The organism is Cyclobacterium plantarum (assembly GCF_011290685.1).
In the GTDB taxonomy this organism is placed as follows: Bacteria; Bacteroidota; Bacteroidia; order Cytophagales; family Cyclobacteriaceae; genus Cyclobacterium; species Cyclobacterium plantarum.
The window spans coordinates 773,671-799,857 of record NZ_JAANYN010000001.1 but is presented as its reverse complement, the minus strand read 5'-3'; the positions used below and the strand labels follow the sequence as shown (position 1 = coordinate 799,857).

General features: G+C 43.5%; 23 protein-coding genes. 17 read left to right on the top strand and 6 right to left on the bottom strand.

Features of this window, described 5'->3' with window-relative positions; all coding sequences use genetic code 11:
• Positions 1-15: 15 nt before the first annotated feature.
• From G9Q97_RS03335 to G9Q97_RS03315, 5 genes are read left to right on the top strand one after another with little or no spacing between them, the layout of a single operon-like run.
• Entirely contained in the window at positions 16-669 is a 654-nt protein-coding gene (locus G9Q97_RS03335; RefSeq protein WP_166143099.1) for an MBL fold metallo-hydrolase, read from the top strand.
• Positions 666-1,370: a CDP-diacylglycerol--serine O-phosphatidyltransferase gene (pssA, locus tag G9Q97_RS03330; protein ID WP_166143097.1), complete on the top strand. Its 705-nt coding sequence runs from the start codon at positions 666-668 to the stop codon at positions 1,368-1,370. The genes G9Q97_RS03335 and pssA overlap by 4 nt, the downstream gene beginning before the upstream one ends.
• Positions 1,354-4,614 (top strand): type IX secretion system sortase PorU, encoded by a 3,261-nt coding sequence (porU, locus tag G9Q97_RS03325; protein ID WP_166143095.1) that lies wholly within the window; start codon positions 1,354-1,356, stop codon positions 4,612-4,614. The genes pssA and porU overlap by 17 nt, the downstream gene beginning before the upstream one ends.
• The gene (porV, locus tag G9Q97_RS03320) at positions 4,611-5,828 is read left to right on the top strand and encodes a type IX secretion system outer membrane channel protein PorV (protein WP_166143093.1); all 1,218 of its coding nucleotides are present in this window, start codon (positions 4,611-4,613) and stop codon (positions 5,826-5,828) included. The genes porU and porV overlap by 4 nt, the downstream gene beginning before the upstream one ends.
• Positions 5,825-7,102, top strand: coding sequence for a M16 family metallopeptidase (locus G9Q97_RS03315; RefSeq protein ID WP_166143091.1), 1,278 nt, complete (start codon positions 5,825-5,827; stop codon positions 7,100-7,102). The genes porV and G9Q97_RS03315 overlap by 4 nt, the downstream gene beginning before the upstream one ends.
• Here G9Q97_RS03315 and G9Q97_RS03310 read toward each other — a convergent pair.
• On the bottom strand, positions 7,099-8,058 hold the full coding sequence (locus tag G9Q97_RS03310) for a glycosyltransferase family 2 protein (protein WP_166143089.1): 960 nt from the start codon (positions 8,056-8,058) through the stop codon (positions 7,099-7,101). The two genes, G9Q97_RS03315 and G9Q97_RS03310, sit on opposite strands and share 4 nt — an antisense overlap.
• A gap of 90 nt (positions 8,059-8,148) precedes the next feature.
• On the opposite strand from G9Q97_RS03310, the gene G9Q97_RS03305 reads away from it, so the two are divergent.
• Positions 8,149-8,745, top strand: a complete 597-nt coding sequence (locus tag G9Q97_RS03305) for an IMPACT family protein (RefSeq protein WP_166143087.1) — start codon at positions 8,149-8,151, stop codon at positions 8,743-8,745.
• Here the strand turns inward: G9Q97_RS03305 and G9Q97_RS03300 are convergent.
• Together G9Q97_RS03300 and nhaC are read right to left on the bottom strand one after the other, a co-directional pair.
• A complete protein-coding gene (locus tag G9Q97_RS03300) occupies positions 8,738-9,340 on the bottom strand; it encodes a 3'-5' exonuclease (protein WP_166143085.1) in 603 nt (200 codons plus the stop codon). The two genes, G9Q97_RS03305 and G9Q97_RS03300, sit on opposite strands and share 8 nt — an antisense overlap.
• Positions 9,337-10,821 carry a Na+/H+ antiporter NhaC gene (gene nhaC / locus G9Q97_RS03295; protein ID WP_166143083.1) on the bottom strand — a complete coding sequence of 495 codons (1,485 nt, stop codon included), beginning with the start codon at positions 10,819-10,821 and terminating at the stop codon, positions 9,337-9,339. Before nhaC ends, G9Q97_RS03300 begins: the two co-directional genes overlap by 4 nt.
• 198 nt (positions 10,822-11,019) lie before the next feature.
• On the opposite strand from nhaC, the gene G9Q97_RS03290 reads away from it, so the two are divergent.
• A complete protein-coding gene (locus G9Q97_RS03290; RefSeq protein WP_166143081.1) occupies positions 11,020-11,499 on the top strand; it encodes an Mpo1 family 2-hydroxy fatty acid dioxygenase in 480 nt (159 codons plus the stop codon).
• Positions 11,500-11,610: 111 nt separating this feature from the next.
• A complete protein-coding gene (locus G9Q97_RS03285) occupies positions 11,611-13,626 on the top strand; it encodes a monovalent cation:proton antiporter family protein (protein ID WP_166143079.1) in 2,016 nt (671 codons plus the stop codon).
• A 312-nt stretch (positions 13,627-13,938) separates the two neighbouring features.
• Here G9Q97_RS03285 and queA read toward each other — a convergent pair whose 3' ends face one another.
• Positions 13,939-14,988 (bottom strand): tRNA preQ1(34) S-adenosylmethionine ribosyltransferase-isomerase QueA, encoded by a 1,050-nt coding sequence (gene queA / locus G9Q97_RS03280; protein ID WP_166143077.1) that lies wholly within the window; start codon positions 14,986-14,988, stop codon positions 13,939-13,941.
• A gap of 117 nt (positions 14,989-15,105) precedes the next feature.
• Between queA and G9Q97_RS03275 the strand changes: the two genes are divergently transcribed.
• Positions 15,106-16,350 (top strand): ABC transporter permease, encoded by a 1,245-nt coding sequence (locus tag G9Q97_RS03275; protein ID WP_394352954.1) that lies wholly within the window; start codon positions 15,106-15,108, stop codon positions 16,348-16,350.
• 28 nt (positions 16,351-16,378) lie between these two features.
• Here the strand turns inward: G9Q97_RS03275 and recA are convergent, their stop codons facing one another.
• Complete coding sequence (gene recA / locus G9Q97_RS03270) at positions 16,379-17,443, bottom strand: recombinase RecA (protein ID WP_166143073.1); 1,065 nt, start codon at positions 17,441-17,443, stop codon at positions 16,379-16,381.
• A 173-nt stretch (positions 17,444-17,616) separates the two neighbouring features.
• Here recA and G9Q97_RS03265 point away from each other — a divergent pair, with 173 nt between their 5' ends.
• From G9Q97_RS03265 to G9Q97_RS03255, 3 genes are all read left to right on the top strand, one after another.
• The gene (locus tag G9Q97_RS03265; protein WP_166143071.1) at positions 17,617-18,426 is read left to right on the top strand and encodes a DUF3108 domain-containing protein; all 810 of its coding nucleotides are present in this window, start codon (positions 17,617-17,619) and stop codon (positions 18,424-18,426) included.
• Between the two features lie 143 nt (positions 18,427-18,569).
• The gene (locus tag G9Q97_RS03260) at positions 18,570-19,259 is read left to right on the top strand and encodes a response regulator transcription factor (protein WP_166143069.1); all 690 of its coding nucleotides are present in this window, start codon (positions 18,570-18,572) and stop codon (positions 19,257-19,259) included.
• Between the two features lie 3 nt (positions 19,260-19,262).
• On the top strand, positions 19,263-20,327 hold the full coding sequence (locus G9Q97_RS03255; RefSeq protein WP_166143067.1) for a sensor histidine kinase: 1,065 nt from the start codon (positions 19,263-19,265) through the stop codon (positions 20,325-20,327).
• Between the two features lie 748 nt (positions 20,328-21,075).
• Here G9Q97_RS03255 and G9Q97_RS03250 read toward each other — a convergent pair.
• Positions 21,076-21,366: a nucleotidyltransferase substrate binding protein gene (locus tag G9Q97_RS03250; protein WP_166143065.1), complete on the bottom strand. Its 291-nt coding sequence runs from the start codon at positions 21,364-21,366 to the stop codon at positions 21,076-21,078.
• A gap of 317 nt (positions 21,367-21,683) precedes the next feature.
• Between G9Q97_RS03250 and G9Q97_RS03245 the strand changes: the two genes are divergently transcribed.
• From G9Q97_RS03245 to tsf, 5 genes are all read left to right on the top strand, one after another.
• Positions 21,684-22,397: an RluA family pseudouridine synthase gene (locus G9Q97_RS03245; RefSeq protein ID WP_166143063.1), complete on the top strand. Its 714-nt coding sequence runs from the start codon at positions 21,684-21,686 to the stop codon at positions 22,395-22,397.
• Between the two features lie 775 nt (positions 22,398-23,172).
• Entirely contained in the window at positions 23,173-23,616 is a 444-nt protein-coding gene (rplM, locus tag G9Q97_RS03240; RefSeq protein ID WP_166143061.1) for a 50S ribosomal protein L13, read from the top strand.
• A gap of 13 nt (positions 23,617-23,629) precedes the next feature.
• Entirely contained in the window at positions 23,630-24,016 is a 387-nt protein-coding gene (rpsI, locus tag G9Q97_RS03235; protein WP_166143059.1) for a 30S ribosomal protein S9, read from the top strand.
• A 46-nt stretch (positions 24,017-24,062) separates the two neighbouring features.
• Positions 24,063-24,824 (top strand): 30S ribosomal protein S2, encoded by a 762-nt coding sequence (gene rpsB / locus G9Q97_RS03230; RefSeq protein ID WP_166143057.1) that lies wholly within the window; start codon positions 24,063-24,065, stop codon positions 24,822-24,824.
• Positions 24,825-24,936: 112 nt separating this feature from the next.
• Positions 24,937-25,767 (top strand): translation elongation factor Ts, encoded by an 831-nt coding sequence (gene tsf / locus G9Q97_RS03225; protein WP_166143055.1) that lies wholly within the window; start codon positions 24,937-24,939, stop codon positions 25,765-25,767.
• The last annotated feature ends 420 nt before the right edge of the window (positions 25,768-26,187 follow it).

Below are 26,187 nucleotides of genomic sequence, written 5' to 3'. Positions count from 1 at the left end.
TGCTATCTATTTACCATGCTACAAATTAAATCCTTTACATTCAACCCTTTCGCAGAAAACACTTATGTGCTCTACGATGAAACCCGGGAAGCCCTGATCATTGATCCGGGATGCTATGAGAAGCAGGAAAAAGGCGAATTGTTTGATTTCATCGCATCCAATGGGCTTGAACCTGTGAAGTTAGTGAACACCCATTGCCATATTGATCACGTCCTTGGTAATGCTTTTGTAAAAAACACCTACGATATTCCCCTTTGGTACCACAAAGAAGAAGAAGTAATCCTGAGAGCGGTTGGCAGTTACGCTCCCAACTATGGATTCGCCCAGTATCAGGACAGCAAAGCGGATCATTATATCAAAGAAGGCGAATGGATCAAATTCGGCAACAACAAGTTGCTTTGTATCTGGGTACCTGGACATTCTCCCGGACACCTGGTATTTTATGATGAGCTTACCAAAAGCTGTATTGGTGGTGATGCATTGTTTAAAGGAAGTATCGGAAGAACAGACCTCCCCGGCGGCCACCATGAAACCCTGATTCAAGCCATTAAAACAAAACTTTTTGTCCTGCCCGATGAAGTTACCGTTTATCCTGGCCACGGTCCGGAAACGAGCATCGGGGAAGAAAAGAAAACCAACCCTTTTGTAGGGGAAAATATAACGCATTGAACATAAAAAAACATATCCCCAATACCCTCACCTGTTTGAATTTATTGTCAGGCATGTTGGGGATTCTGTATGTAGTACATAATGGACCTTACTATGGTTTCTATTTTATCTTAGCTGCGGCTGTTTTGGATTTTTTTGATGGTTTTGCAGCACGATGGCTAAAGGTACAAAGTGATATAGGCAAACAACTGGATTCTCTGGCAGACCTGGTCACCTTTGGCGTATTGCCTGCATTTATTGCCTTTTTTTTAATCCAGTCCGGGCAAGCCCACCCGTTTCTTCCCTACATCGCCTTCTTTATAGGCATACAATCTGCGATAAGGCTCGCCAAGTTCAATATTGATGAGCGGCAGGCAGATCGATTTATCGGCTTACCGACCCCTGCTAATGCCTTGTTCTTTTCTGCCCTGCCTATATTGGCCGAAAATTCAACATTTCTGAGCAGTTATTTGTTAAACCCCTGGTGGTTATCAACCATTACCCTTATATTTTCGTTACTATTGACGGCTGAAATTCCATTATTGGCTTTAAAATTCAAGGATTTTAGTTGGAAAAAAAACCTATTCCGCTACCTGCTGTTGTTGATTTCAGCCGTCAGCCTCATTTTCTGGGGCTGGGCAGGTATACCCATAGCGGTTTTGTCCTATATCCTGCTGTCGTTGATAAGTAACAGATTCGAAAAGAATGTGGGAGAAACATGAGTTTGTGCGAATAACCTTTTTGACCGGTTTACTCTTTTTGCTGAACGGTCCAATCCTTATATCACAGCAATTTTTTAAATTCCCTGTTACCAAAGAAGGTGTATACCATATCAGCCAGGAACAAGCCACCAACTGGGGACTTGGCCCTCTGGAGCAAATCAGCATTTACGGGATACCGGGAATGCTTCCGCAAATAGTAGATAGCAGCTCACTTGAACTTAAGGAGATCCCACAAAAAAGAATGGGAAATAGCCTCTACTTTTTTTTAAGCCAGGCAGATCAAATCCTAATGGATGGTAATTCGGCAGTTTTCGAACCCCACCATTATACAGATACCCTGCATTATTTAATTGGAACCGGAAATGTCCCTGAAAACTTTGTCAAGCCAGCTTCCTCCGAAACCTTTTCTGATCAGGTGCCGGCCACCAATCAGCCCTTGTATCGCTATGAGCATTTCAAAATTGAAGAAGACAATATTCTTACTTCCGGCAGGGCCTGGTATGGATTCCGTACCTTTACCAATGGCAGTAAAACCATTTCCTTTCCCAAACCAGCACAAAGGCCAGATGATAACCTTTCGGTTGTGGTACAGGTGATGGCCCAGTCCTTTGGCGAAAGCCTTTTTAGGTTTGCTTTAAACGGAGAAGAAGTAGGGGAAATCAATGTACCCTCCATACCCAACAGCAGGTATGCTATCAAAGGCAGGGAGGCTGTTTTTGAATCGCAAACTCCTTTTCCGGCAAGTGGAGATCAGCTTAACTTAAGGTTTACTTATTCTTCCACCAATCCAAATGGCGCAGGATTTCTGAAAAACATACTAATCGGTTTCCCTTACCTGGGGCCAGATTGGCAGGAAGGAGTATATTATAATATTTCCGAAAATGTTTATTCGGTCAATAGTACTTCGTTGCATTTTTGGGACATTAGTGATTTTTATAATGTAAGGGAGCTTAAGGCTACTCCTACCTTGCAAGCCCAGGCCAGCAAATTGGTGGCTTTTGACCCGGAAAATACGGCTGAAATACTTCAGCCAAAATCAGTGAAAAACCGCTCTCAGCTTATTTCCGGATACCCTTCCTTGATCATTATCAGCGCTGAGGAACTTTGGGGTCCGGCCCAAAGACTTACAGCTTTCAAAAACGACATTGGCATGCCCTCATCCCTTGTCGCCCTACAGGACATTTACGATACCTTTGGCTATGGCAACCCGGACATTAGCAGTATCCGAAACTTTTTGGCCCTACAATGGCATGAGGGGAAAAAGCTCCAAAATGTTTTGTTTTTTGGTAAAGGAAGTTTTGACTATAAAAAAAAATTAGGAGGCCGGCCCAACCTTGTTCCTACCTACAGTTCAAGAAACAGCCTGAATCCACTAACCACTTATGGTTCTGATGATTATTTCGGTTTTTTAACACCCGGAAAGGGCGAATGGGAAGAAACCGATGCCGGAGACCACCTCCTGGATATTGGAGTGGGTAGAATTCCGGCTATTAATGCCCGCGAAGCTAACATTGCGGTAAATAAAATCATTCATTATCAAACCGGAAACCCGGGTCAGTGGAAAAGAAAGCTGCTTTTTATTGCAGATGATGGAGACAACCATATCCACCTGAATGATGCAGAAAACCACAGCTCCTACCTGAACGGAAAGCACCCTGAATTCGAACTTCGGAAATTGTATCTGGACAACTTTGATCAGGAAAAGGATGGTGATATCCAAACTGCACCAATGGCCAAAGCGGCATTTGCCAGGGAACTGGAGGAAGGCTTGCTGATGGTAAATTATACCGGTCACGGTAATGAACTTACATGGGCGGCGGAGAATATATTCAGCGTCAGTGATATAGCAGACTGGCCGGATACCGGCCATTATCCCATTTTTGTCACGGCCACCTGCGAGTTTGGAAGGCATGACAGCCCCTTCCTGCGTTCAGGGGCAGAAGAACTTTTGTTGGCTTCCAATAAAGGGGCCATTGCCGTTTTGACTACAGGCCGCCCCGTATTCAGCAGTGTGAATTATTCCCTGAACAAAGCCTTTGTTGAGGCTGTATTCAGTGAAAATGGTAAGCTGACGCTGGGGGAAATTTTCAAAAAAACCAAAAACAACAGTCTGAATGGCCCTTTAAACAGGAATTTCTCCCTGTTGGGAGATCCTTCCATAATGGCAGATCTCCCTGATCTGACTGCCAAAACCACCTCATTAATTTCCCTTACATCCGGGATTGAAACAGATACCCTGGCAGGTTTGCAAAAATTGAAATATTTTGGCGAGGTACGGGATCCGGTATCGACCGCCAAAATCAGTCAATTTGATGGAAAATTTGAAATCAGGGTTGAAAGTTATCCCCGAAGCAGGGAAACCCTTGGTGACGAAGGGCCATCTACTTCCTACCTGGAATACAACCAAATTTTGTTCAGGGGGCAGGGGCAAGTAAAAAACGGGCAGCTGGAAGGGGAGTTGATGCTGGGTAAATTGGACACCAACACTGTAGCCCCTGGAAAAATTAAATTATATGCCCTGGATAAAGGAGGGGACAAAGAAGCTTTTGGAGGAATGGAAATCTTGCTGGGGCCGGATAAGTCAGGAATTCCTCCAGAGAATGAAGGGCCGGCCATTGAAATCATTTTTTATGACAGCCTGGTAAATACCTCCTCTATTTCTTCCAGGCAAAGTTTTATCTGGGTGTATTTGCGGGACACATCCGGTATACAGGTCGGTCATCCCGAAGGCATCAGCCTTCAACTCAATGATGCAACACCAGTATCCCTTGTCGGGAATTATACTGCCCTTTCAGGCAGTTTTCAGGAGGGATACATCAAATTCCTGATCAGCGATTTACAGGAGGGTGAAAACTCACTGATCGTTACTGCCAGAGATCTCCTCGGAAATGAGAGCAACCTCAGAAAAAATATTGAAGTAAGGGGAAGTCAAAGGATGCAAATGGAGGAGGTGATAGGCTACCCAAATCCTGCTACCGATCAGGTTGACTTTAAAATCACACATAATCGACCCGGAGAAAATTTAATTTTGAATTTGAGGGTGTTTTCTTTATCCGGAAGTGAAATATTTTCATTGCAGCGGCGTTTCCCAAAAGCTGAACGGTCCATAATGGACATTCAATGGATATTTTTACAAAGCAAAACCAAATATCCGGCAAAAGGAACTTATCTTTACGAAATTAATCTTCAATCTGAAGAAGACGGTGCTTCAGAAAGAAAGGGGGGCAAAATTATTATTCAATGAAAGTAAACACAAAAATTCTTCCATCTTTAACTTTTTTATTGGCTTTCACTGTTTTTCAAATAGAAAGTCATGCACAAATTTCCATACCTCAGCTTTCGGGACAAGACCAAAACAGAAGGGTGATCATTACCGCGGTACCCTTTCTTAATTTTGCTCCCGACAGCCGCCATTCTGCTATGGGTGATGCCGGGGTGGCAACCTCTCCGGATGTCAATTCGGCACACTGGAATGCCGGAAAACTGGCATTTATTGAGGATGACATGGGTTTTTCCTTATCATATTCACCATGGTTGGGGCGGCTGGTTCCGGACATGTCCCTAAATTACCTTACCGGATACAAAAGGATTGACAATGTTTCCGCTTTTGGTATCGACCTGAGGTATTTTAATATGGGTGATATACAGTTAACCGATTCAAGGGGTAATCCTCTGGGTGATTTTAGTCCGAGAGATATTGCCATAGGAGGCACCTATTCCAGAAAACTTTCAGACAACTTATCTCTGGGCATCAGTGCCCGGTTTATACATTCCAACCTTTCCGGAAACCTGAGTTCAGCCGGGGGAAATGAAAGCAGACCGGGAGTAAGTGTGGGTACAGATGTAGGTATTTACCACAGTTCGGAAATTATTCTTTCCGATAAGGAAGTGGACTTTTCCTGGGGCATTAACCTTTCCAATATCGGTCCCAAAATCACCTATAACAGTGCGGAAGACCTGGATTATCTTCCCACAAACCTAAGAATTGGGTCGGCGCTTAGCATACCAATGGATGAAATGAATACCATTACCTTTGCCCTGGACCTCAATAAAATGATGGTCCCTACACCACCCGTATATGAGGTGGATGAAAACGGCCAATTGGTTTTGGATCCCAACACCAACCAACCCAATATTGAAGCTGGAAAAGATCCCTCCAGACCCCTGCTAAGTGGGATGTTTGGTTCCTTTTTTGATGCTCCTGACGGATTCAGTGAAGAAATGAGGGAATTGATGATAGCATTTGGCACCGAATATTCGTACGATGATAAATTCGCTGTAAGAGCAGGGTATTTTTATGAAAATCCCAATAAAGGCGGCAGGAGATATTTTACCATGGGTGTAGGGTTTAAATTTAACCGATTGGGATTCGATTTCTCCTATCTGGTGCCACAAGTTCAAAATCACCCCTTGGCAGAAACTTTAAGATTTACGCTATTGTACAACCTGGAAAGATGAAGGTAAACCGAAGCCAGGCTCCAGGTTACCAGATTCCTGATCAAATCACCCTGACGCCACCCGAATACAGGACCTTGTCCAATGGTATTCCCTTGTACTTCATGCCTTCTCCAAATATTTTGGCCGTCAAAATAGAAGTCATCTTTCCTGTACAATACACAGAGGCGGTCCTTGACAAACCATTGCTTCCTTTTTTCATGCTTCACATGATTCTGGAAGGCACCAAAGACCTAAAATCTGATGCCCTGGATGATTTTTTTGATTTTCATGGTTCCGAGGTAGAGGTAGTTTCCGGATATGAAAGACAAGGGCTTAGCTTGCTTACTACCCAAAAACACCTGAAAGCGGTATTACCGGTCTTCAGAACCTTATTTACAGCCGCAACATTTCCTGAAAAATCCCTGGTCAAAAAGAAATCACAAAAAAAATTGAGCATAGGCATTCAAAAGGAACAGACATCTGCCCGTGCCAACCAATTGATCAGGTCTGGTCTCTTCGGCAAAGACCACCCTTTTGGCCATCAGGCAAACGAAAATGATGTGGATGCCATAAACAGAGAAGACCTGATTGCCTATTACAAAAACGGTTTTTTATCCAGTCCTCAATTGTTTGTTACCGGAAATCTATCTGATATGGAACTGCAGGCCATAGCAGAATCCTTTGATAACCTGCCACTAATCGCAGAAAAAATGGATTTTTTCCCTATTTCCCCAATTACACAATCAAGGCAGATAGAGCACAAACCGGAAGCCCTGCAATCCAGCATCAGAATAGGAAAATGGATGGTGCCTTTGTCTCATCCGGATTATTTGGCACTCTCGGTATTCAACACCCTACTGGGAGGGTATTTTGGAAGCCGCCTGATCAAGAATATCAGGGAGGAAAAGGGTTATACCTATGGGATAAACAGCTTTCTGGGAAGTCTCAATGGATCCAACTATTGGATGGTAGCAGCAGATGTGAAAGGAGGATATGGGGAAGAGGTAATTCAAGAGGTCTATAAGGAAATCCAACGCCTCAAACAGGAACCTGTCCCGGAAGAGGAAATAGAAATTATCCGAAATTACCTTGCCGGAAACCTGTTGGCCAATTTCAGCAGTCCCTTTGACTTGATGAGTCATTTTCAGCAGGTCCATTTTCAAGGGCTTGATTTTTCTTTTTATACCCGGCAATTGGACTTTATAAGAAAATTTGAGGAAAAAGACCTGGTGGAGAAAGCTGATAAATATTTTGGACTGGAGGGAATGCAGGAAGTAATCACGGGAATGGTTTAACCCAATCTGTTTCTTTTGATCCACCAGGTATACATCCCAGACAAATCGAGTCTGCTCACATACCACAAACTGAAAAAAAAGTAGCGGGGATCTGCTTGGGACAACCTCCTGTACAGGGCTAAAAATTCTCCCGCCACTTTAAAATTAGCAGAGGCAAGCGAATGCTTGATCTCATGCAGCAACCTGAATTTCAGGGCTTCCCTTTCCTTTTCATTGGCTACCAAGTCATAAATTTTTTCACAAACCCTGAGGGTAGAGGGTAAAAGTGCAGAATGCTTTGCCTGATACTGCCGGGTAGACAAGGAGCCGGGCAATTCCCTTTTATAAACCCCAATAAAATCCCCATAGACAAATGGGTATTTCCGGGACAGCCTGACCAGGATATCAAAATCTTCATAGGAAAGGTCTTCGTCATAGCCCCCTTCCTTCAAAAAGGAGTTGGTCTCCATTACCAGTGTTACTGAGCTGATTACATATTTTCGGACCACCGAAGCAAAAACATCTCCAGTCGGAATTTTGCCTGCATGCTGAAAGGGATAGAAAGGCTTATGGGAGCCATCGGGGTATTCCAGCAAGGCATTGCAAAAATACACCTTTGTTTTTGACTTAAGCAGATGCTCCAGGGCCTTGGACAAATGCTCAGGATGTAGGTAATCATCTGCAGCCAAATCTATCAGGTAAACCCCTTTGATGAATGCAAGGGCTGCATTAAAGGCCTGGCAGTAATTGACCGGACTTTCATAAAACCGGTGATGGATTGAAATTCGGTTTTCATGCTGTTGTATCCAGGTCGAAATCAGTTTTTCGGACTCATCGCTGCTGCCGTTGTCAATGATGAAAATTTCCACCTTTTTATAGGACTGGTCCAAAACACTGTTCAGGGCCTGAATCACATAAGCCCCCTGATTGTGACAGGTACAAATTACGGAGACCAATGGCTCGTGCTGCCTTTCCATTTTCTAAATCTGGGGGTTACAAATGTTTCATTGAAATGCCTAAATTAGCAAAAATTCACAGACCTGACCCCTCGAAAGCAAAACAGCTGTATGAGCGATTCATTCAAGACCATCAAAGCACCGGCTACAGGACTTTATAAAGAAAAGGGAAGTAAGTTTCTGTCGTTTATTTACCCTGTGGAAAATGAAACAGAGGTACAGGAAATTGTAAACCACCTTAAAAAAACCTACCATGATGCCCGCCACCACTGCTTTGCCTATGTTTTGGGCAAAGAAATGGATTACTTTCGGGCAAATGACGATGGTGAACCTCATCACAGTGCCGGAGACCCCATTTTGGGGCAGCTGCGCTCCAATGACCTTACCCAATCTCTGATCGTGGTGGTCAGGTATTTTGGAGGAACCAAATTGGGGAAGGGTGGCTTGGTCCAGGCATACAAAACCGCAGCAGCAGAAGCCATCGCCTCGGGAGAAATCATTACCAAAACCCTTACCACTGCACTGAACATCACTTTTGATTATGAAGCCATGGATCAGGTGATGCATACCATCAGTCGCCATGAACTGAAAATTGCTCATCAGGATTTTGGTAACAGCTGCCGGATTCAATTGGAATGCAGGGAAAATTTACGTGAGAAATTGAAAGCCCTGTTTAAGGGCATTCCTTCACTGAAAATACTCACATAGAAAAGATTTCGTCCAGGTAACCCTGCTTGTAAAGTTTAAGAAATATTTCCAGGCAAGCCCAAGCATCTGTTGCCGCATAAAGCAACTGTTTGTTGGTCAGGGCAGGTGCTTCCCAGTTAGAAACCTGCTCGGATTTAGAGATGCGGATACCCAAAACCATGGCGCTTAGGTTCCTCACACCTACATTCAAAAAACCCACTCGCTTCAGCTCTTCATTGAGGTCAAAAAAGGCATCAGGTGAAAAACCGGGAGAAATCTTTTTTAAAGCCTTGATATCATCCCTTACAGCAGCCCCCACCTTAACAATTCGGGAGCTTTCCAAAACCGATTTGGCTTCATCGGGAAATCCTATCTCGTTCAGCCGGATCAGATAAGCTCTTTCTTTGGTGGCCAATTGCAGTAAGGCCACCTCATGGCTTACTCCCCTTCTGAATGCGGGTCGGGTCTCGGTATCAAACCCTACAAAAGATTGAGAAAGCAGGTCTGTTTCCATATGTCTTAGGGCTTTTTGGTCTTCTACAAGGACGATCTCTCCTTCAAAAGCCCCTAATTCCATTTCATTTACCTCCTGCTTGCTTATTTTTAATGGTATCATGCCAAAATTTCTTCTTGCTTGATTGTTTTCATTTCTTCCTTAGAATAATAATTTATCCCCCAATTCAGGTAACCAAACAGTATGGTCATAAAAGGACTGATAATATTGAAAAAACAATATGGGGCATAAGTCAGGGTCGCCACGCCCAATACGGATGCCTGGGTAGCACCACAGGTATTCCAGGGAATGAGCACGGAGGTGACAGTGGCACTATCTTCCAAGGTCCTGCTGAGATTTTCTCCTTTCAGTCCTCTCTTTTTGTAAATATCCGAATACATCCGGCCGGGCACCAATATGGCCAGGTACTGATCAGAGGTAGTGACATTAAAAAACACGCCTGTTCCGGCAGTAGCAGCAATCAAGGAACCTACCGAGTTCACCTTGCTGATTACAGCCTCCGCTATGACTTTTAGCATTCCACTTACTTCCATGATTCCTCCAAAAACCATCGCACAAATAATCAGCCAAACGGTGTATAACATGCCCGCCATACCACCTGTTACCAATAATTCATTGACAATTTCATTGGAAGTTACAATGGCGGTATCACCAAAAAGTGATCCCATTACGATTTGGAAAGTCTGCAAGGCAGTGCCGCCTTCTATACCGGTGGCAAGGCTTCTGATCACATCAGCCTGAAAAATTACGGCAAATAATGCCCCCAGCAGCGCTCCTGCCAGCAAGGTGGGTATGGCAGGGACTTTTTTCATAATAAGCAAAAGCACCAATGCAGGGACTATAAAAAGCCAACCATTAATGGTAAATGTACCTGATATTACGCGGGATATTTCCTCTACCTGTCCTATCGTGCCGGCCGGCTGCCCCCAAATCCCAATAATACCAAATATGAGCAGGGTGATGGAAATGGATGGGACAGTGGTTTTGACCATGTGCCGGATATGGGTAAAAAGGTCTGTGCCTGCCATGGCCGGGGCCAGGTTGGTCGTGTCGGACAGGGGTGACATTTTATCACCAAAATAGGCTCCGGAAATAATCGCCCCTCCTATGATTCCTTCACTAAAACCTAAAGCCTTGCCTATCCCCAGCAAAGCAACTCCTACAGTGGCTACCGTCGTCCAACTGCTCCCGGTAGAAACAGAAACCACCCCACATACCACACAGGCGGCAAGGAGAAAGATTGTAGGATTCAATACCTTAAGTCCATAATAAATCATAGCTGGAACAATGCCGCTAATCATCCAGCTTCCTGCCAGGGAACCGATCAATAACAATATCAAAATGGAAGACATGGCCGAGGAAATACTCCTGATTATGCCATCCTGTACCTTGTCCCAATGAACACCCAACCTGAAAACGGCCATCATTCCGGCAATTCCGGAAGAAATAACCAGCACCAACTGATTGGAACCCAAAAGTCCGTCGGTACCAAACACATTGATATTGATCGCCAAAAGTACAATCAGGAAAATAATCGGAAATAAAGCTTCCCATAAGGAAGGTTTTCTTGAAGATCTATCCATTTATAAAATTTGTAGGCATAGAAAAGCTTAAAGTTAAAAAAAAATATGAATTTACTTTCTTTACCTACAGAACTCTTTTTAAATTTGAAATAATAAACCAAATGACCAAATATAATTTCAAATTTAAATGGACTTGCATGGATATCATTTTTTTTTACTAACTTAAAACGAATTATCAAATGAACAAATATCCTGAGCATGAGGAGAATTGATAATCTACTAACCGAATATGGCATCAGCCATCAGCATCCAACCAATAAAATCATACATTGGATTTGTGTGCCTGCTATTTTTTTTAGTATAGTAGGCCTGATTTACTGTATACCAGCCGGCCCCATGCTGGAATTTGGTTCTATTTTAGGAGATTTCGCCAATTGGGCTACTTTGATTTTATTGCTGGTCTTCTTTTATTACTATTCGCTCTCGCCTCCACTGGCTTTGGGCATGTTATTGTTTTCTGCGAGCTGCCTGGCACTTGCCAACTTTTTGGACCTGATTTTGCCTTTCCCTTTTTGGTCGTTTTGTATACTTATCTTTTTATTGGCCTGGATACTTCAATTTTACGGACATAAAATTGAGGGCAAAAAACCTTCTTTTTTCAAGGATCTTCAGTTTCTGCTTATAGGTCCCGCCTGGTTGATGCATTTCATTTACAAACGATTAGGGCTTTCCTATTGATATTAACAGAGTAAAGCTCCCGTCACCACCGTCTTCCCAGTTACCGGTCCTTTACTATTTTTGTTATATTTTGTTTAACTTGTTATCGTGAATTTTTAAATAAACGATCAAATGAACCCCCTAATATTAGCAGCAGCTGAAATACCTCTCCTATCAGATATTGTGGTCATCTTTGGATTGGCCACACTGGTGATCCTGCTTTTCATGCGGCTAAAGCTTCCCACAATTATCGGGTATTTGCTTACCGGTGCCATAGCCGGACCCTATGGCCTTTCCTTGGTTGATGCTTCTACAGCGGTGGAAGTGCTTTCTGAAATCGGTGTGATTCTACTGCTTTTTGTCATAGGCATGGAATTTTCCCTGAAAAGCCTGATGGCTATCAAAAAGGCGGTTTTTATAGGAGGTAGTCTGCAAGTAGCCCTGACCATAGCTGTGACGGCTATCATTACGTATTTTTTTGGATATGATTGGAACATTGCCGTGTTTTTTGGGTTTCTCTTTGCTTTAAGTAGCACGGCTATCGTGCTCAAACTCCTTCAGGAAAGTGGACAAATCAATACCATATCCGGCCGCACTACCCTGGCCATATTGATTTTTCAGGACATTATTATTGTCCCCCTGGTATTGTTTACCCCCATGCTGGCAGGCGAATCGGACAACATCCTGCTCTCCTTATTTTACATGGCTTTGAAAGGCGGGTTGGTAATCATTTTGACCATACTGGGTGCCAAATACCTGATACCCCAATTGTTGTACCGGGTGGCCAAATCCAAAAATGAAGAACTATTTCTCCTGAGCATAATCGTCACTTGTTTTGCCGTAGCCTATATCACCTCCTTACTCGGTCTTTCTCTTGGATTGGGTGCTTTTTTGGCGGGTTTGATCATCAGTGAATCCGAATACAGCCACCATGCCACCGGTAAAATTTTGCCTTTCAGGGAGATTTTCCTCAGCTTCTTTTTTGTCTCTGTGGGCATGCTTTTCGATATCAGCTTTCTGGTGGATCACATCCTGATCATTCTGGCACTGGTCCTGTTGACATTTGTCGTTAAATTTTTGGTCGTCTCCTTATCCGTTAAAGCTATAGGCAGCAATTTTAAGGAATCTTTTATAGTTGCATTTTCAATATTCCAGGTGGGTGAATTCTCCTTGTTACTGGCCAAGGAGGGATTGAAATACGAGCTATTGGACAATACCACTTACCAGTATTTTCTGGCCATATCCATCATCACCATGATCATTACTCCCTTTGTCTTGAAAAGTAGGGAAAACCTGGCCTGCAGGGTATTGAATATCCCGGTGCCCAAAAATTTCAAAGCCCGGTTTGGCGATAAACTAGACCTGCCTGCCGGCGAAATAGAAACCGATCAGCTCAGTGACCACCTTATCATCATAGGTTTTGGCCTGAATGGACGCAACCTGGCCAAGGCGGCCAAAAGGGCAAACATTCCCTATGCGATCATTGAAATGAATCCGGAAACAGTAAAAGTGGAAGCTGCCAAGGGTGAGCCCATCATGTATGGCGATGCAGCAAATGCCGTGGTTCTGGAACATGTAAAAGTCCATAAAGCCAGGGTGGTGGTGATCGCCATATCCAACCATGAGTCTACCAAGGGGATCATTATCAATATCAGGGATGCCACTCAAAATGCCTTTATTATTGTACGTACCCGATATGTAAACGAAATAGAGGCCATGCTAAAATTAGGTGCTGATGAGGTGATCCCTGAAGAATTCGAAACTTCCATCGAGATTTTTACCAGGGTCCTGAACAAATACCTGGTGCCCAAAGGGGAAATTGAAGATTTCACCCATGATGTAAGGTTTCACAACTACGAAGTATTTAGAACTTTAACCAGTGAAAATGGCAATACCATCACGCTGGATGTACCGGAAATCAACTTTGCGGGGGTAAAGGTAGAAAAAGACCACGGATCCCTGATAGGAAAACCTATAAAGGACATCAACCTGAGAGAGCAGGTAGGCATCAACATGGTGGCCATCAAGCGAGATGGAAAAACTAAAACGGACATCACTGGCAACACCAAAATCAAACTTGGGGATATCGTCTATGTAGTGGGCCGGCCGGAAGCGCTAGAGAAGTTTGAGAAGGAAGTCAGTATTTAAAGACCTTCGATTGATATACTTACTGAGCTTTAATTGTGTTTGCTCAGAAAACCCCCATTATTATTTTTCGAAAAAAAGAATTTGAGGCCAAATAAGTATCTTTCAAACGATCAAACCAAATGCAACACCAAAAGGTACCTGCCAACCTTGAAAAAACAACCCTTCCTTTTCAAAAGGTAATGCTTGTCCTGATTTTAAGGAGGGGATTTTTTAGCTTTATCATTGTGATTCTTAATACATCATCCGGGTTGAAGCCAAAAAAAACCCGTAGAAAAAAATCTCTACGGGTTGCTCAATGGAAGTTGTTATATCTTAAAGGATCAGCATGGCATCACCATAGCTGAAGAATTTATAATTTTCTTTGATGCCCTCTTGGTAAGCCTTCATGATCAGGTCATACCCTCCAAATGCGGAAGCCGTCATCAGCAAAGTGGACTCTGGCAGGTGGAAATTGGTGATCAGAGCATTGGCAATCTTAAACTCATACGGCGGAATGATAAATTTGTCGGTCCAGCCACTGCTTGCCTTGAGCCGGCCATTGGCGGTAACTGAAGATTCAATCGTTTTCAGGGAGGTGGTCCCTACGGAAACAACTTTTTTCTTAGTGTCCAAAGCCTTGTTTACCAAATCCACTGTTCCCTGAGGAATATCGTAATTTTCAGAATCCATTTTGTGTTTGGTCAGGTCCTCCACATCTACCTGCCTGAAGGTTCCCAGCCCTATGTGCAGGGTGATGGGACATACCTCTACCCCTTTGATCTCAAGTCTTTTTAACAAGTGTTGCGTAAAATGCAATCCTGCAGTCGGGGCAGCAACGGCTCCCACATGCTGGGCAAAAATGGTCTGGTACCTTTCCCTGTCGGCATCAACCACGTCCCTTTCTATAAATTCTTTCAAGATAGGCGTCTCTCCCAAAGTATCAATGGTTTTGTAGAATTCTTCATCCGTGCCATCGAATAAAAACCGGATCGTACGTCCCCTGGAAGTAGTGTTGTCGATCACCTCTGCAACCAGGTCGCTATCTCCAAAATAAAGCTTGTTGCCCACTCTTATCTTTCGGGCGGGGTCCACCAATACATCCCAAAGCCGAAGTTCCTGATTCAGCTCTCTCAACAGAAACACCTCAATTTTGGCTCCTGTCTTTTCCTTATTTCCGTAAAGCCTGGCCGGGAAAACCTTGGTATTGTTGGTGACGAATACATCTCCTTCGCCAAAATACTCGATGATATCTTTAAAAACCCGATGTTCTATTTTACCCGTATCCCTGTGAACCACCATTAATCTGGATTCATCCCGGTTTTCCGGTGGGTACAAGGAAATAAGCTTTTTGGGAATTTCAAATTTGAAATCTGATAACTTCATGTGTATATATTTTGGAAATAAAGCGTAAACGTAATTATCGTAAAAAATGCAAAGATAGTAAGAAATTACCCTTATTCTATCTATATTGTAAAATTGTTTTAAATATTCTGATATTTGATGATACTAAGGCTTCTCTGGGAAAGTTTTCGCTTTGCGATGCAGGCGTTAAAATCCAATTTAACCCGAACCATTCTATCCCTTCTGGGAGTCACGGTAGGCATATTTGCCATTATTGCAGTTTTCACCCTTGTGGATTCCCTGGAAAGAAACATCAAGGATAGCCTTACTTTTTTGGGAAGCAATGTGATCCGGGTAGACAGGTTTCCCTTTTCTTCGGGTCCTCAGGAGTATCCCTGGTGGCGGTATTTCCGACGTCCACCGGGCAGCTATTCCGAATTCACCTTTCTCGACGAACGCCTGAGCAGTGCTGCCGGAGTCACCATCTTTGCCAATACCCGTACTACCGTAAAAGCAGGAAGCAATGCCTATGAAATGGCCAATTTGGATGGGGTGGTTTACAACCACATTAAGGTATACGATATTCCCATACAGGAGGGTCGTTTTTTTACAGAAATGGAAATCAAGGCATCGCGAAACGTTTCCATTATCGGTGTGAAGATTGCCAATGCACTATTTCCGGGACAAAGTCCCATAGGCAAGGAATTTAAGATCAAAGGTTTGAAATTCATCGTTATCGGGGTACTGGAGGAAGAAGGCGAGGGCCTTTTTGATACTCCTTCCAAAGACGAGGCACTGATGGTCCCCTATGGGGCCTTCAACAAACTTTTTTATGTAGGAAAAAACGGCATAGAACCAACCATTGCTGCCAAAGGCAGGGACGATGATCCCGGTTTGGTAGCCCTGGAAAATGAAATGACCGGTCTTTTGAGGGCCAAAAGAGGGCTGAAACCGACTGAAGAGAATAATTTCGCATTGAATAAATCAGAGTTTATACAAGATGCCGTTGGTTCGATCTTTGCCGTTATTTCCCTGGCAGGTTGGGTGATCGGAGGTTTTTCCATTTTGATCGGCGGTTTCGGTATAGCCAATATCATGTTTGTCTCCGTCAAGGAGCGCACCGGCATCATAGGCATTCAAAAATCATTGGGCGCGAAAAATTATTTCATCCTTACCCAGTTTCTTTTTGAAGCTACCTTTCTGAGCCTGATAGGAGGCTTTGCCGGCTTGATGATCGTGTTTGGTGCCACCTTCATTTCCTTGGGAAACCTGGAAATCATCCTGAGTTTTAAAAACATAATGCTCGGCATAGGACTTTCCTCAGCCATCGGCATTGCCTCAGGAATAATTCCAGCTTCCATGGCCGCAAAAATGGATCCGGTAGAAGCCATCAGAACTACCTAAAATCGAGGAGTAACGGAATAGAAATTTCTTATTTCTCCTCTTCTTTTACTTCTTTTTTCCCTTTACCGTTAGACTTGCCTTTGTCTTTACTTTCTTTCAGAATACCTGCCTTTTCCTTGATCTTCAATTCCAATTCATCCATCAATTCAGGATTGTCCAGGAGCAGGGTTTTGACGGCATCCCTTCCCTGGCCCAATTTGTTGCCGTCATAAGAAAACCAGGAACCTGCTTTTTTAACGATTTCAAATTCCACTCCAAGATCTATGATTTCCCCTACCTTGGAAATGCCTTCTCCATACATGATGTCAAATTCTACTACTTTAAATGGAGGAGAAACCTTGTTTTTGACGACTTTAACCTTGGTCCGGTTGCCCAGTATATTGTCTGCCCCTTCTTTTATTTGTCCGATCCTGCGGATATCCAGCCTTACGGATGCATAAAACTTTAATGCGTTTCCCCCGGTGGTTGTTTCAGGATTGCCAAACATGACCCCAATCTTCTCACGAAGCTGGTTGATAAAAATACAGGCACAGCCCGTTTTGTTGATGGCTCCGGTCAATTTTCTCAAAGCCTGAGACATCAACCTGGCCTGAAGCCCCATTTTTGATTCGCCCATTTCTCCTTCGAGCTCTCCCTTAGGTACCAGAGCAGCTACAGAGTCAATGACAATGATATCGATGGCCCCGGACCGAATCAGGTGTTCCGCAATCTCCAGTGCCTGCTCCCCATTGTCAGGCTGGGAAATCAGCAGGTTTTCTATATCTATACCTAACTTTTCTGCATAGGTTTTGTCAAAAGCATGTTCTGCATCTATGAATGCCGCCAGGCCCCCGGCCTTTTGTGCCTCCGCAATGCAGTGCATGGAAAGCGTGGTTTTTCCGGATGATTCAGGTCCGTATATTTCTATGACCCTCCCACGTGGCACCCCTCCTATTCCCAGGGCCATATCCAGGCCCAGAGAGCCCGTCGAAATGGCAGGCACGTCCAGTACAACATTGTCGCTCAATTTCATGACCGTACCTTTGCCATAGGTCTTCTCCAGTTTGTCCAGCGTCAGCTGAAGGGCTTTAAGTTTTTCAGTATTTGCACTCATGGTATGTATTCAAATCTTTCAATTGATAATGTGAAAGTAAACATTAGCCGCTTCATTACCAACTGTGGATAACCATTGTTTTTGTATTTCGTTATACTACTTTTGGATATTTAAACGCTGGCTGTTGATATTCAAAATGGTATAGACTTTGATCATAGCCCATTAAAAAATACATGAACCTGTACCTACAATCCATAATTATTGCAGTCCTGATGCTCTTGCAGGCACCAGAAAAGGATGTACCTTCCCCGAGGAAAAACCAGGCATTTACCACAGGAGAAGAGCTCACCTTCAATGTAAGCTATTTTTTCATCAATGCAGCAGAAGCCAAAATGGTTATTTCGGATCAGATTCACCGGATTGATGGCCGCCCCGCTTACAAAATAGATGTGTTTGGTCGTACCTTGAGTATTTTCAAATTATTTTATGTCAAAGACAATTGGGGAAGCTATATAGATACGGCTCAGATTGTCCCTTTTCGTGCTTACAGGCACATTGAGGAGGGCAACTACCGGAAACATGAAGTGATCGACTTTGACCACCAGAACCAGAATGCTGAAGTAAAATTGTACGACAGGGAAAATAAAAACCTGACCAAAATTGAGCATTTTGACATCCCCAATAATGTACAGGATATCGTAAGCGGGTACTACCTGTTGAGAACTATGGATCTTACTGGATTGAAAAAAGGAGATGAGGTCTCGATCAAAGGCTTTTTTGACAAAAAAAATTATAACCTAAAATTAACATACGAAGGAATGGATGAGGTATCTACCGAGATTGGTGATTTCAACACTCATGTATTTAGCCCCACCCTGCCCAGCAACAAATTATTTCGGGGCAAGAAACCGGTGAAAATATGGATAACGGCAGATGCCAATCGCATTCCAGTAAAAATCAAGGCCAGCATGATGGTGGGCTCCATCAATATGGATATTGTATCGGCCAAGGGACTGCTTAACAATAGCTTGACGAATAATTAATGATAAAGTAACAATTGCCATTTTTTTACAAAATCTTCTTTGGGTGTGGCCCAAATCTTTCCCTGATTTAAGTCTGATTTTTTTTATTATCCCTACCTTTGGTTCAGCAATTTAAATTCCTGTTGTTTTTAGCTAACCAAGCAATGAGTGAAAAACAAAAATTAAAGGTTTTGGTAGTAGATGATGAAGAAGACATCATCGAAATATTAACTTACAATCTGGAAAAAGAAGGTTATGAAGTGAGCACTGCCAATAATGGTGTAAAAGCCGTCAAAAATGCCATCTCCTTTAAACCGGACGTTATTTTACTGGACATCATGATGCCCAATCAGGATGGGGTGGAAACCTGTAGACAAATAAGAGAAATCCCCGAGCTGAAAAATACCTTTATCATATTTTTGACGGCCAGGTCCGAGGAGTATTCGGAGGTTGCCGCCTTCGATGTAGGGGCAGACGATTATATCCACAAACCCATCAAACCCAGGGCACTGATAAGCCGGATAGGGGCCTTGTTTCGCCGGGAAACCAAAAAGGAAACGGACTCCAACCAAATCGCAGTCAGGGACCTGATCATTGACAGGAGCAGTTACACGATCAGCAAGGATGGTCAAATTATCATTTTGCCCAAAAAAGAATTTGAACTGCTTTACTTCCTGGCCAAAAACCCCAATATGGTCTTTAGCCGCGATGAATTGTTGAAGAATATATGGGGGGCGGATGTTTTTGTGCTGGCCAGAACCGTGGATGTGCATATCAGAAAGGTCCGGGAAAAAATTGGCGATGATTATATTTTTACGGTCAAAGGGGTGGGCTATAAATTTAATTTGCTTTGATCCATGGTTAGCACCTCCAGGGGAATCGCTCTTATCTTATCTTTTTCGATCGCTGTATTATTGGTTGCATTTTTATCCCTTATTGAGGATAGCAGAGGCCTGGTGTTGCTGGCTACAGCAGCCCTTTCTTTTTCCATCAGCTACCTGCTGATCCATCTCAGCCTGGAATTTTTGGTATTCAGGGAAATCAGCAATATCTACAATGTCCTGGAAAAAATCCAGAAAAAGGATGTTGCCATCAAGGCCACCAAAAAAATGAAAGCCTCCCTCCCACCACTGAAAAGCCTGCAGGCCAATATCAACGCTTATGCAGCTGCCAAAAACAGGGAGATAGAAACCCTTCAAAAAAACGAGACCTTCAGGAAGGAGTTTATCGCAGATATTTCACATGAATTGAAAACCCCGATCTTTGCCGCTCAGGGCTATATCCATACCCTTCTGGATGGAGCAGTGGAAGACCATACCGTCAGGGATAAATTCCTGAAACGGGCAGCCAAAAGCCTGAACAACCTGGAAAACCTGGTGCAGGACCTGATCACTATCAACCAGATAGAAAGTGGCTTTATCCGCTTCCACCCGGTAAATTTTGATGTAAAGAATTCCATTCTGGAAGTCATCGAACAGCTGGAAGGAAAAGCCCATAAGCGGGGTATCAAAATAGATTTCCAGTACGAAGCGGACAGCACTTATATCACCTACGCCGATAGGGATAAAATTTACCGGGTACTACAAAATCTAGTATCCAATGCCATCAAATACAACAAAGAAGAGGGGAAAGTAACCATACAATTGAACCATAATAAAAACCACCTGAGCATCAAAATTAAGGACCAGGGACCAGGCATCCATCCGGAGGATTTGAAACGCATCTTTGAGCGGTTTTACCGGGTAGAAAAAAGCCGGTCCAGGGAAAAGGGCGGCACCGGTCTGGGCCTGGCCATTGTCAAACATATACTGGAAGGGCACAAAAGTAAAATTTCAGTCAGTTCCATTGTAGGAAAAGGTTCGGTATTTAGCTTTGACCTGCCGATAGGAACAAGGGCGGTATTGCCTGGCAAGAAGGAGTGAAACCTGAACAAGTCCGAAAAGACCGGGATACTTTTGGTTTGCGTTATTATTTCAAAACATGAGTTGGTGTTCAGATCATCAAAAAACCGATTAAACCGTCACTGCAAGAATTAAATGTTTTTATAAATGCAGAAATTGGCCTGTCGATAGGTTATTTTTAAATATTTGAGAATATAAATTTGCTTGTATTACCAGGATTATGGCCTAAAATCAGCCTTTTTCCTTTTATTCTCTGTACTTTTTGTCCCGATTTTTCATCGGGAACAAAAAAATCCTTCCCCCCACATACCTGCCGCACCCTCCCGAAAAAAATCGGGACAGGCTCGGTTTTTTGTCGGGCCTGCGCTCTTTGCGTATCTAAATGTAAATCTTCATTTTTTATTTAGCTCTACTTTTTTAAAAAGTGGTTTTATTCACGTCACCAGTAGACTCTAAATTTCTTAAAACGCAGGAAACAGGGTGATGATGAGGATTTTCAATATGTTGATTTACAGGTATTTAAAAAACACATCATCAGTAAGCCTTTTAGGTCGGTTTAGGAGCTGGTAAAGGGTGTGGCAGCCTCGTCTGGCTAGATATCCCAACGGCTTTCACCGCTCAAAACCCTCTCTAAGTCTCGGAATGACGGTTTTTTTCGAAATTCGGTCGAATTCAGGTTAAAGGATTTTTGAAGTTTCTTCTCCTACCACTACTCCTTTTTATAAAACAGCCTGCCTACCCGATTAATATGATCCAGCAAGTCGGTATTTTAAATTTTTATCATATCCATCCAAATCTCCCCATCTTCAATTAACCCGTTTTTGAAGGCTTCCCGGATGGCATCTCTTGATCCATGAATTTCGGGATTCCCCTGATAGAAAAAGAAATCTCTCATCACTAGCCAGGCAAGCTCGTGGGTATATTCAAAGGACTGTATAAGCCCTTGTTTTTCAAGTTTACTCAGGTCTCGTGTATCGGAAAGTCGTACTGATTCTTCAAGTTGTTTAAATGCTTTCCTGTAATTTGAAAACCGCTGTTTCCAGCGTACATCATTATCCATAGGTACAATTCGCCAGTAGCAATTAAAATGGGTATCCGGTTGGTATTTGTAGCCATCTCGTGGCACCTATTTGTTACATTGAACAATAACTCAACCCAAAATTGACGCAGGTAAATTAATCATTTCGGATGTTGAAACAAACTGCAGCTACCCCTTTTACCTGGTTTTCACCGGAAAATTAAATCGTCGTGACTTATCCTTTTTCTAGTCAATAGCCATTTCTGCACCAAAAAAGCACCTAAAATCCTGTCGCTTTATTTACTTTTGATTTTTTTATACCCGCTAATTTCGGAACTTCGGGCCGAAAATAAGGCAGCATGAAAAAAATAGACTTTACATCACTGATATTGCTGGAAACGGAGGACTACATCATCGTCAACAAACCACCTTACTTCGCCACTCTTGAAGACCGGCATGAGGCGCAAAACATGCTTGCCCTGGGAAAGGAATATTGGGAGGACTTGCAGGTCTGCCACCGGCTGGATAAGGAAACCTCCGGCTGCCTGGTCTTTGCCAAAAACCCCGAAGCTTACCGGCATATTGCGTTGCAATTCGAAAATCGAACCGTTGATAAAGTGTACCATGCCGTAGCCGAGGGCATTCACGATTTTGATGGGGTACTGGTGGACCGCAACCTGACGGCCAGCAACAAGGGGATCGCCCGCATTGCGGCGCAGGGAAAACCGGCGCAAACGCTCTTCAAAACCCTGAAAACCTATTTTTCCCACAGCCTGATCGCCTGCAAGCCCATCACCGGCAGGCTGCACCAGATCCGGGTACACCTGGCCTACCTGGGTGCGCCTATTTGCGGGGATACGCTCTACGGAGGAAAGCCGCTGTACCTGTCCCAGCTCAAGCGCAAATTTAACCTGAAAAAAGACACCGAGGAAAGGCCTATCATGCAGCGGGTGTCCCTGCATGCGCAATCCATCAGCTTTCAGGACCTGGCCGGTGAGCCCATCACTGCGGAAGCCCCCTACCCCAAAGATTTTGCCGTATTGATCAAGCAATTAGAGAAGACAAGTAAGTAGCAGCGGAATTAACAGAAACGCCGGGTCCAGTGTACCGCAGGATACCTAATACCAGGAAAAACCGTTTACAAAGACTCCGGGGCTGCACCTACTGTATCAGCATTCAAGTGGCTACCGTATTGCCTATAGGGTGCGAAATCAGGTTGCAAGAGATCGGATTTTAATTCTTAATTTGCCTAATTAAGTGATTGAAGGACACAATATAATTGATTTGAAGATTGTTGCTTAATAATTACATCCCCCGATATTTTTATTTATCAGCAACCCCTTAGAAGAATCATCTACGAATAGATAAAGCGGGTGGGCCGGCACAAAACCGAGCCTGTCCCGATTTTTTTCGGGAGGGTGCGGCAGGCTGCGGGCAGAAGGATTTTTGTGCCTTGATCTTTTGGTACTCTTTTGGATCAAGCCAAAAGTACATATGGACTTGCGGTACTATAAAGATTAAACCTTCAGTCCTAGGATAAAGATAGCCAGAGTGGGCAGCAATTTGTCATAAGGATCAAAAAGGCAGTGGTATTGGCGAAAAACCGTTTCAGTGATTGCCCGCCTACCAGATAATACCAGAAGTAACGAGGACCATGTTCCTTTTAGGCATTGAGGCCTGCCAAGTCTCTGAAATGACAATTGGAGCCCTTCCAGCAAGCGTATTCTTGTGAAAATAAGGCAGTAAACTTTAGATTCCTTTGCAATTAATGGAATTTACTTCTATCTTTGTGTCCCTTTTTGAGGGTGAAATGTATTTAACAAGCTAATAATTAAACATTTACACACAGTGAATACTTTAAGCTATAAGACCATATCAGCAAATGATGCCACGGTGGATAAAAATTGGGTGGTAGTGGATGCCCAATCTCAGATACTGGGTAGATTTGCGAGCGAAGTGGCGAAAATGTTGAGAGGGAAGCACAAACCAAACTTTACCCCTCATGTGGATTGTGGTGATAACGTGATTGTCATCAATGCCGAAAAAATCAGACTTACCGGAAGGAAGTGGAATGAAAAAGTATATGTGCGCCATACGGGCTATCCCGGAGGACAGCGTATCGCTACTCCCAAAATCCTGATGGAAAAAGCTCCAAGAACTTTAGTAGAAAAGGCAGTGAAAGGCATGTTGCCCAAAAGCAGGCTGGGTAGAAAAATGTATACCAACCTGTATGTTTACGCCGGTTCGGAACATCCCCACAGTGCTCAGAAACCAAAAGAAGTAAAACTTTAATGCTAGCCCGTAAATGGAAGTAATTAACAAAATCGGAAGAAGAAAAGAATCTGTAGCCAGGATTTACATCAAGGCCGGAAATGGGAAAATCACCGTAAACAAAAGGTCACTGGAAACCTATTTCCCCTTTGAGTTGCACCAGATAGTGGTGAAACAGCCTTTGGCATTGGTCAATGAAGACGGCGCCTATGATATCAACATCAATGTTGATGGTGGTGGCATCAGTGGTCAGGCAGAAGCGATTCGCATGGCCATATCCAGGGCTTTGTGTGAAATCAACGAAGAGCACAGAACTCCCCTGAAAAAGGAAGGGTTTCTTACCCGTGACTCCAGAATGGTGGAACGTAAGAAAGCTGGTCGTAGAAAAGCAAGAAGAAGATTCCAGTTCTCCAAACGATAATTTTGGAATTTTTCTCCCAAACGAAATATCAAATCAATATTTATAAATGGCCAATATAGAATATAAAGACTTACTGGATGCTGGTGTTCACTTCGGACACTTAACAAGAAAGTGGGATCCTAGAATGGCGCCCTATATCTTCATGGAGAAGAATGGGATCCATATCATAGATCTAAACAAAACGCTCGTTTGCCTTGAAGAAGCATCCAACGCAATCAAGCAGATCGTACGCTCAGGCAAGAAAGTAATGTTTGTAGCGACAAAAAAACAAGCCAAGGACCTGGTAGCAGAGGAAGCCAGAAGGCTGAAAATGCCTTACGTTACTGAAAGGTGGCTGGGCGGCATGATGACCAATTTTGCCACCATCCGAAAGTCCCTGAAGAAAATGTCTACCATTGACAAATTGTCAAAAGACGATTCTTACAGCAACCTGGCGAAAAAAGAACGGTTGATGATCAGCCGTCAGCGGGAAAAGCTTGAAAACGTACTGGGCGGTATATCCGATCTTACCCGTCTTCCGGCAGCCCTTTTTATTGTAGATATCAAAAGGGAACACATTGCCCTTTCGGAAGCCAAAAAACTAGGTATTCCTGTATTTGCATTGGTGGATACCAATTCCAACCCCAACGAGGTGGATTTCCCCATACCTGCCAATGATGATGCTTTTAAATCCATTTCACTGCTGGTGAAAGCATTTGGCGCTGCCATCGAAGAAGGCTTGTCCGAACGAAAGAAAGACAAGGACGAAGCCAAACTCTCTGAAGAAGAGGAAGCCAAGAAAGCAGCCGACGCTGAAACCAACGAATAATTCACATTGACATTTTATTTACAAAAATTGGACACTGGCCCTTGCCTGCTGTTCAATTTTTGTTTTTACTGTCAATACCTATTGATACATCAACATTAAAATAAATAAACCAATGGCGATTACTGCACAAGAGGTAAATAAATTGAGACAAAAGACCGGCGCCGGTATGATGGACTGTAAAAAAGCCCTCACCGAAGCGGAAGGAGATTTTGAAAAAGCTATTGATATCCTGAGAAAAAAAGGGCAGAAAGTATCCGCCTCCAGGGCAGACAGAGAAACCAAGGAAGGTGTGGTAGCCACACATGTCAGTGCCGATGGGAAAACCGGTACACTGATATCCCTAACCTGTGAAACGGACTTTGTTGCCAAAAATGATGAGTTCAGCGGTTTTGCCAATGCCATTTTGGATGCGGCAGTGAAAGCCAATGCAGATTCCATTGATGCCGTCATGGCCCTTCCCTTTGAGGGCATTACCATTGGTGAAAAAATCACCGAAATGACCGGTAAAATCGGCGAAAAGATTGAAGTTTCCCATCTGGAAAAAGTATCGGGTGAAGTAGTAGAGCCCTACATCCACTCCAATGGCAAATTGGGCGTACTGGTAGCCCTGACCAATACAGGAGGTGCCGACGTTTCTGAAGCGGCTAAAGATGTGGCCATGCAAATTGCTGCCATGAGTCCTGTAGCTGTGGACAAAGACGGTGTGGATGCTTCCGTGATCGAAAGAGAAATTGAAGTGGGTAAGGACCAGGCAAGGCAGGAAGGCAAGCCCGAAGCCATGCTGGAAAAAATTGCCATGGGCAAGTTGAACAAGTTCTATAAGGAAAATACTTTATTGAGCCAGGCTTTTGTTAAGGACAACAGCCAAACCATTGCGCAATACCTGGACAGCGTTAGCAAAGGATTGACTGTATCCGATTTCAAGCGGGTATCTATTGGTTAATTCAGCTTGTAAAAATATATGCTATCAAAAAACCTGGCCCGTATTGGTCAGGTTTTTTTTTGACATTTTTCTCAGGACCATTTCTTGAGGCAGGCTACATGGTGGGAATAATCTGATGCTTTAGCAAAAAAGTGAGCCTCCTTCAAAAAGGTGTTTGGTATTTAATGAAGGGAATCAAAACTAGGGCATGTTTTCAAAATAAAATCCCCCTGTCTCCCCCTTAAAAAGGGGGATTTTGTCTTGGTGCGATTTCATATGTGCGCTCTTACCTGCTGGTTTTGGTAGCTGGAGGTTAGCTTAAGAATCCATTTCCAACCATTACCAAAATTCTTTGCGCTCTTTGTGCCTGCTTGGTGTGCTTTGTGACTATTATTTTAATCCGTGGTCTTAATGTGTACAAAAAAATCCCCCTTAATCCCC

What these genes read in the sequence shown, in the direction of transcription:
- G9Q97_RS03335 (WP_166143099.1), top strand. Translation starts at nt 16, where the DNA reads ATGCTACAAATTAAATCCTTTACATTCAACCCTTTCGCAGAAAACACT.
- porU (WP_166143095.1), top strand. Translation starts at nt 1,354, where the DNA reads ATGTGGGAGAAACATGAGTTTGTGCGAATAACCTTTTTGACCGGTTTA.
- porV (WP_166143093.1), top strand. Translation starts at nt 4,611, where the DNA reads ATGAAAGTAAACACAAAAATTCTTCCATCTTTAACTTTTTTATTGGCT.
- G9Q97_RS03315 (WP_166143091.1), top strand. Translation starts at nt 5,825, where the DNA reads ATGAAGGTAAACCGAAGCCAGGCTCCAGGTTACCAGATTCCTGATCAA.
- G9Q97_RS03310 (WP_166143089.1), bottom strand. Translation starts at nt 8,058, where the DNA reads ATGGAAAGGCAGCACGAGCCATTGGTCTCCGTAATTTGTACCTGTCAC.
- G9Q97_RS03305 (WP_166143087.1), top strand. Translation starts at nt 8,149, where the DNA reads ATGAGCGATTCATTCAAGACCATCAAAGCACCGGCTACAGGACTTTAT.
- G9Q97_RS03300 (WP_166143085.1), bottom strand. Translation starts at nt 9,340, where the DNA reads ATGATACCATTAAAAATAAGCAAGCAGGAGGTAAATGAAATGGAATTA.
- nhaC (WP_166143083.1), bottom strand. Translation starts at nt 10,821, where the DNA reads ATGGATAGATCTTCAAGAAAACCTTCCTTATGGGAAGCTTTATTTCCG.
- G9Q97_RS03290 (WP_166143081.1), top strand. Translation starts at nt 11,020, where the DNA reads ATGAGGAGAATTGATAATCTACTAACCGAATATGGCATCAGCCATCAG.
- G9Q97_RS03285 (WP_166143079.1), top strand. Translation starts at nt 11,611, where the DNA reads ATGAACCCCCTAATATTAGCAGCAGCTGAAATACCTCTCCTATCAGAT.
- queA (WP_166143077.1), bottom strand. Translation starts at nt 14,988, where the DNA reads ATGAAGTTATCAGATTTCAAATTTGAAATTCCCAAAAAGCTTATTTCC.
- G9Q97_RS03275 (WP_394352954.1), top strand. Translation starts at nt 15,106, where the DNA reads ATGATACTAAGGCTTCTCTGGGAAAGTTTTCGCTTTGCGATGCAGGCG.
- recA (WP_166143073.1), bottom strand. Translation starts at nt 17,443, where the DNA reads ATGAGTGCAAATACTGAAAAACTTAAAGCCCTTCAGCTGACGCTGGAC.
- G9Q97_RS03265 (WP_166143071.1), top strand. Translation starts at nt 17,617, where the DNA reads ATGAACCTGTACCTACAATCCATAATTATTGCAGTCCTGATGCTCTTG.
- G9Q97_RS03260 (WP_166143069.1), top strand. Translation starts at nt 18,570, where the DNA reads ATGAGTGAAAAACAAAAATTAAAGGTTTTGGTAGTAGATGATGAAGAA.
- G9Q97_RS03255 (WP_166143067.1), top strand. Translation starts at nt 19,263, where the DNA reads ATGGTTAGCACCTCCAGGGGAATCGCTCTTATCTTATCTTTTTCGATC.
- G9Q97_RS03250 (WP_166143065.1), bottom strand. Translation starts at nt 21,366, where the DNA reads ATGGATAATGATGTACGCTGGAAACAGCGGTTTTCAAATTACAGGAAA.
- G9Q97_RS03245 (WP_166143063.1), top strand. Translation starts at nt 21,684, where the DNA reads ATGAAAAAAATAGACTTTACATCACTGATATTGCTGGAAACGGAGGAC.
- rpsI (WP_166143059.1), top strand. Translation starts at nt 23,630, where the DNA reads ATGGAAGTAATTAACAAAATCGGAAGAAGAAAAGAATCTGTAGCCAGG.
- rpsB (WP_166143057.1), top strand. Translation starts at nt 24,063, where the DNA reads ATGGCCAATATAGAATATAAAGACTTACTGGATGCTGGTGTTCACTTC.
- tsf (WP_166143055.1), top strand. Translation starts at nt 24,937, where the DNA reads ATGGCGATTACTGCACAAGAGGTAAATAAATTGAGACAAAAGACCGGC.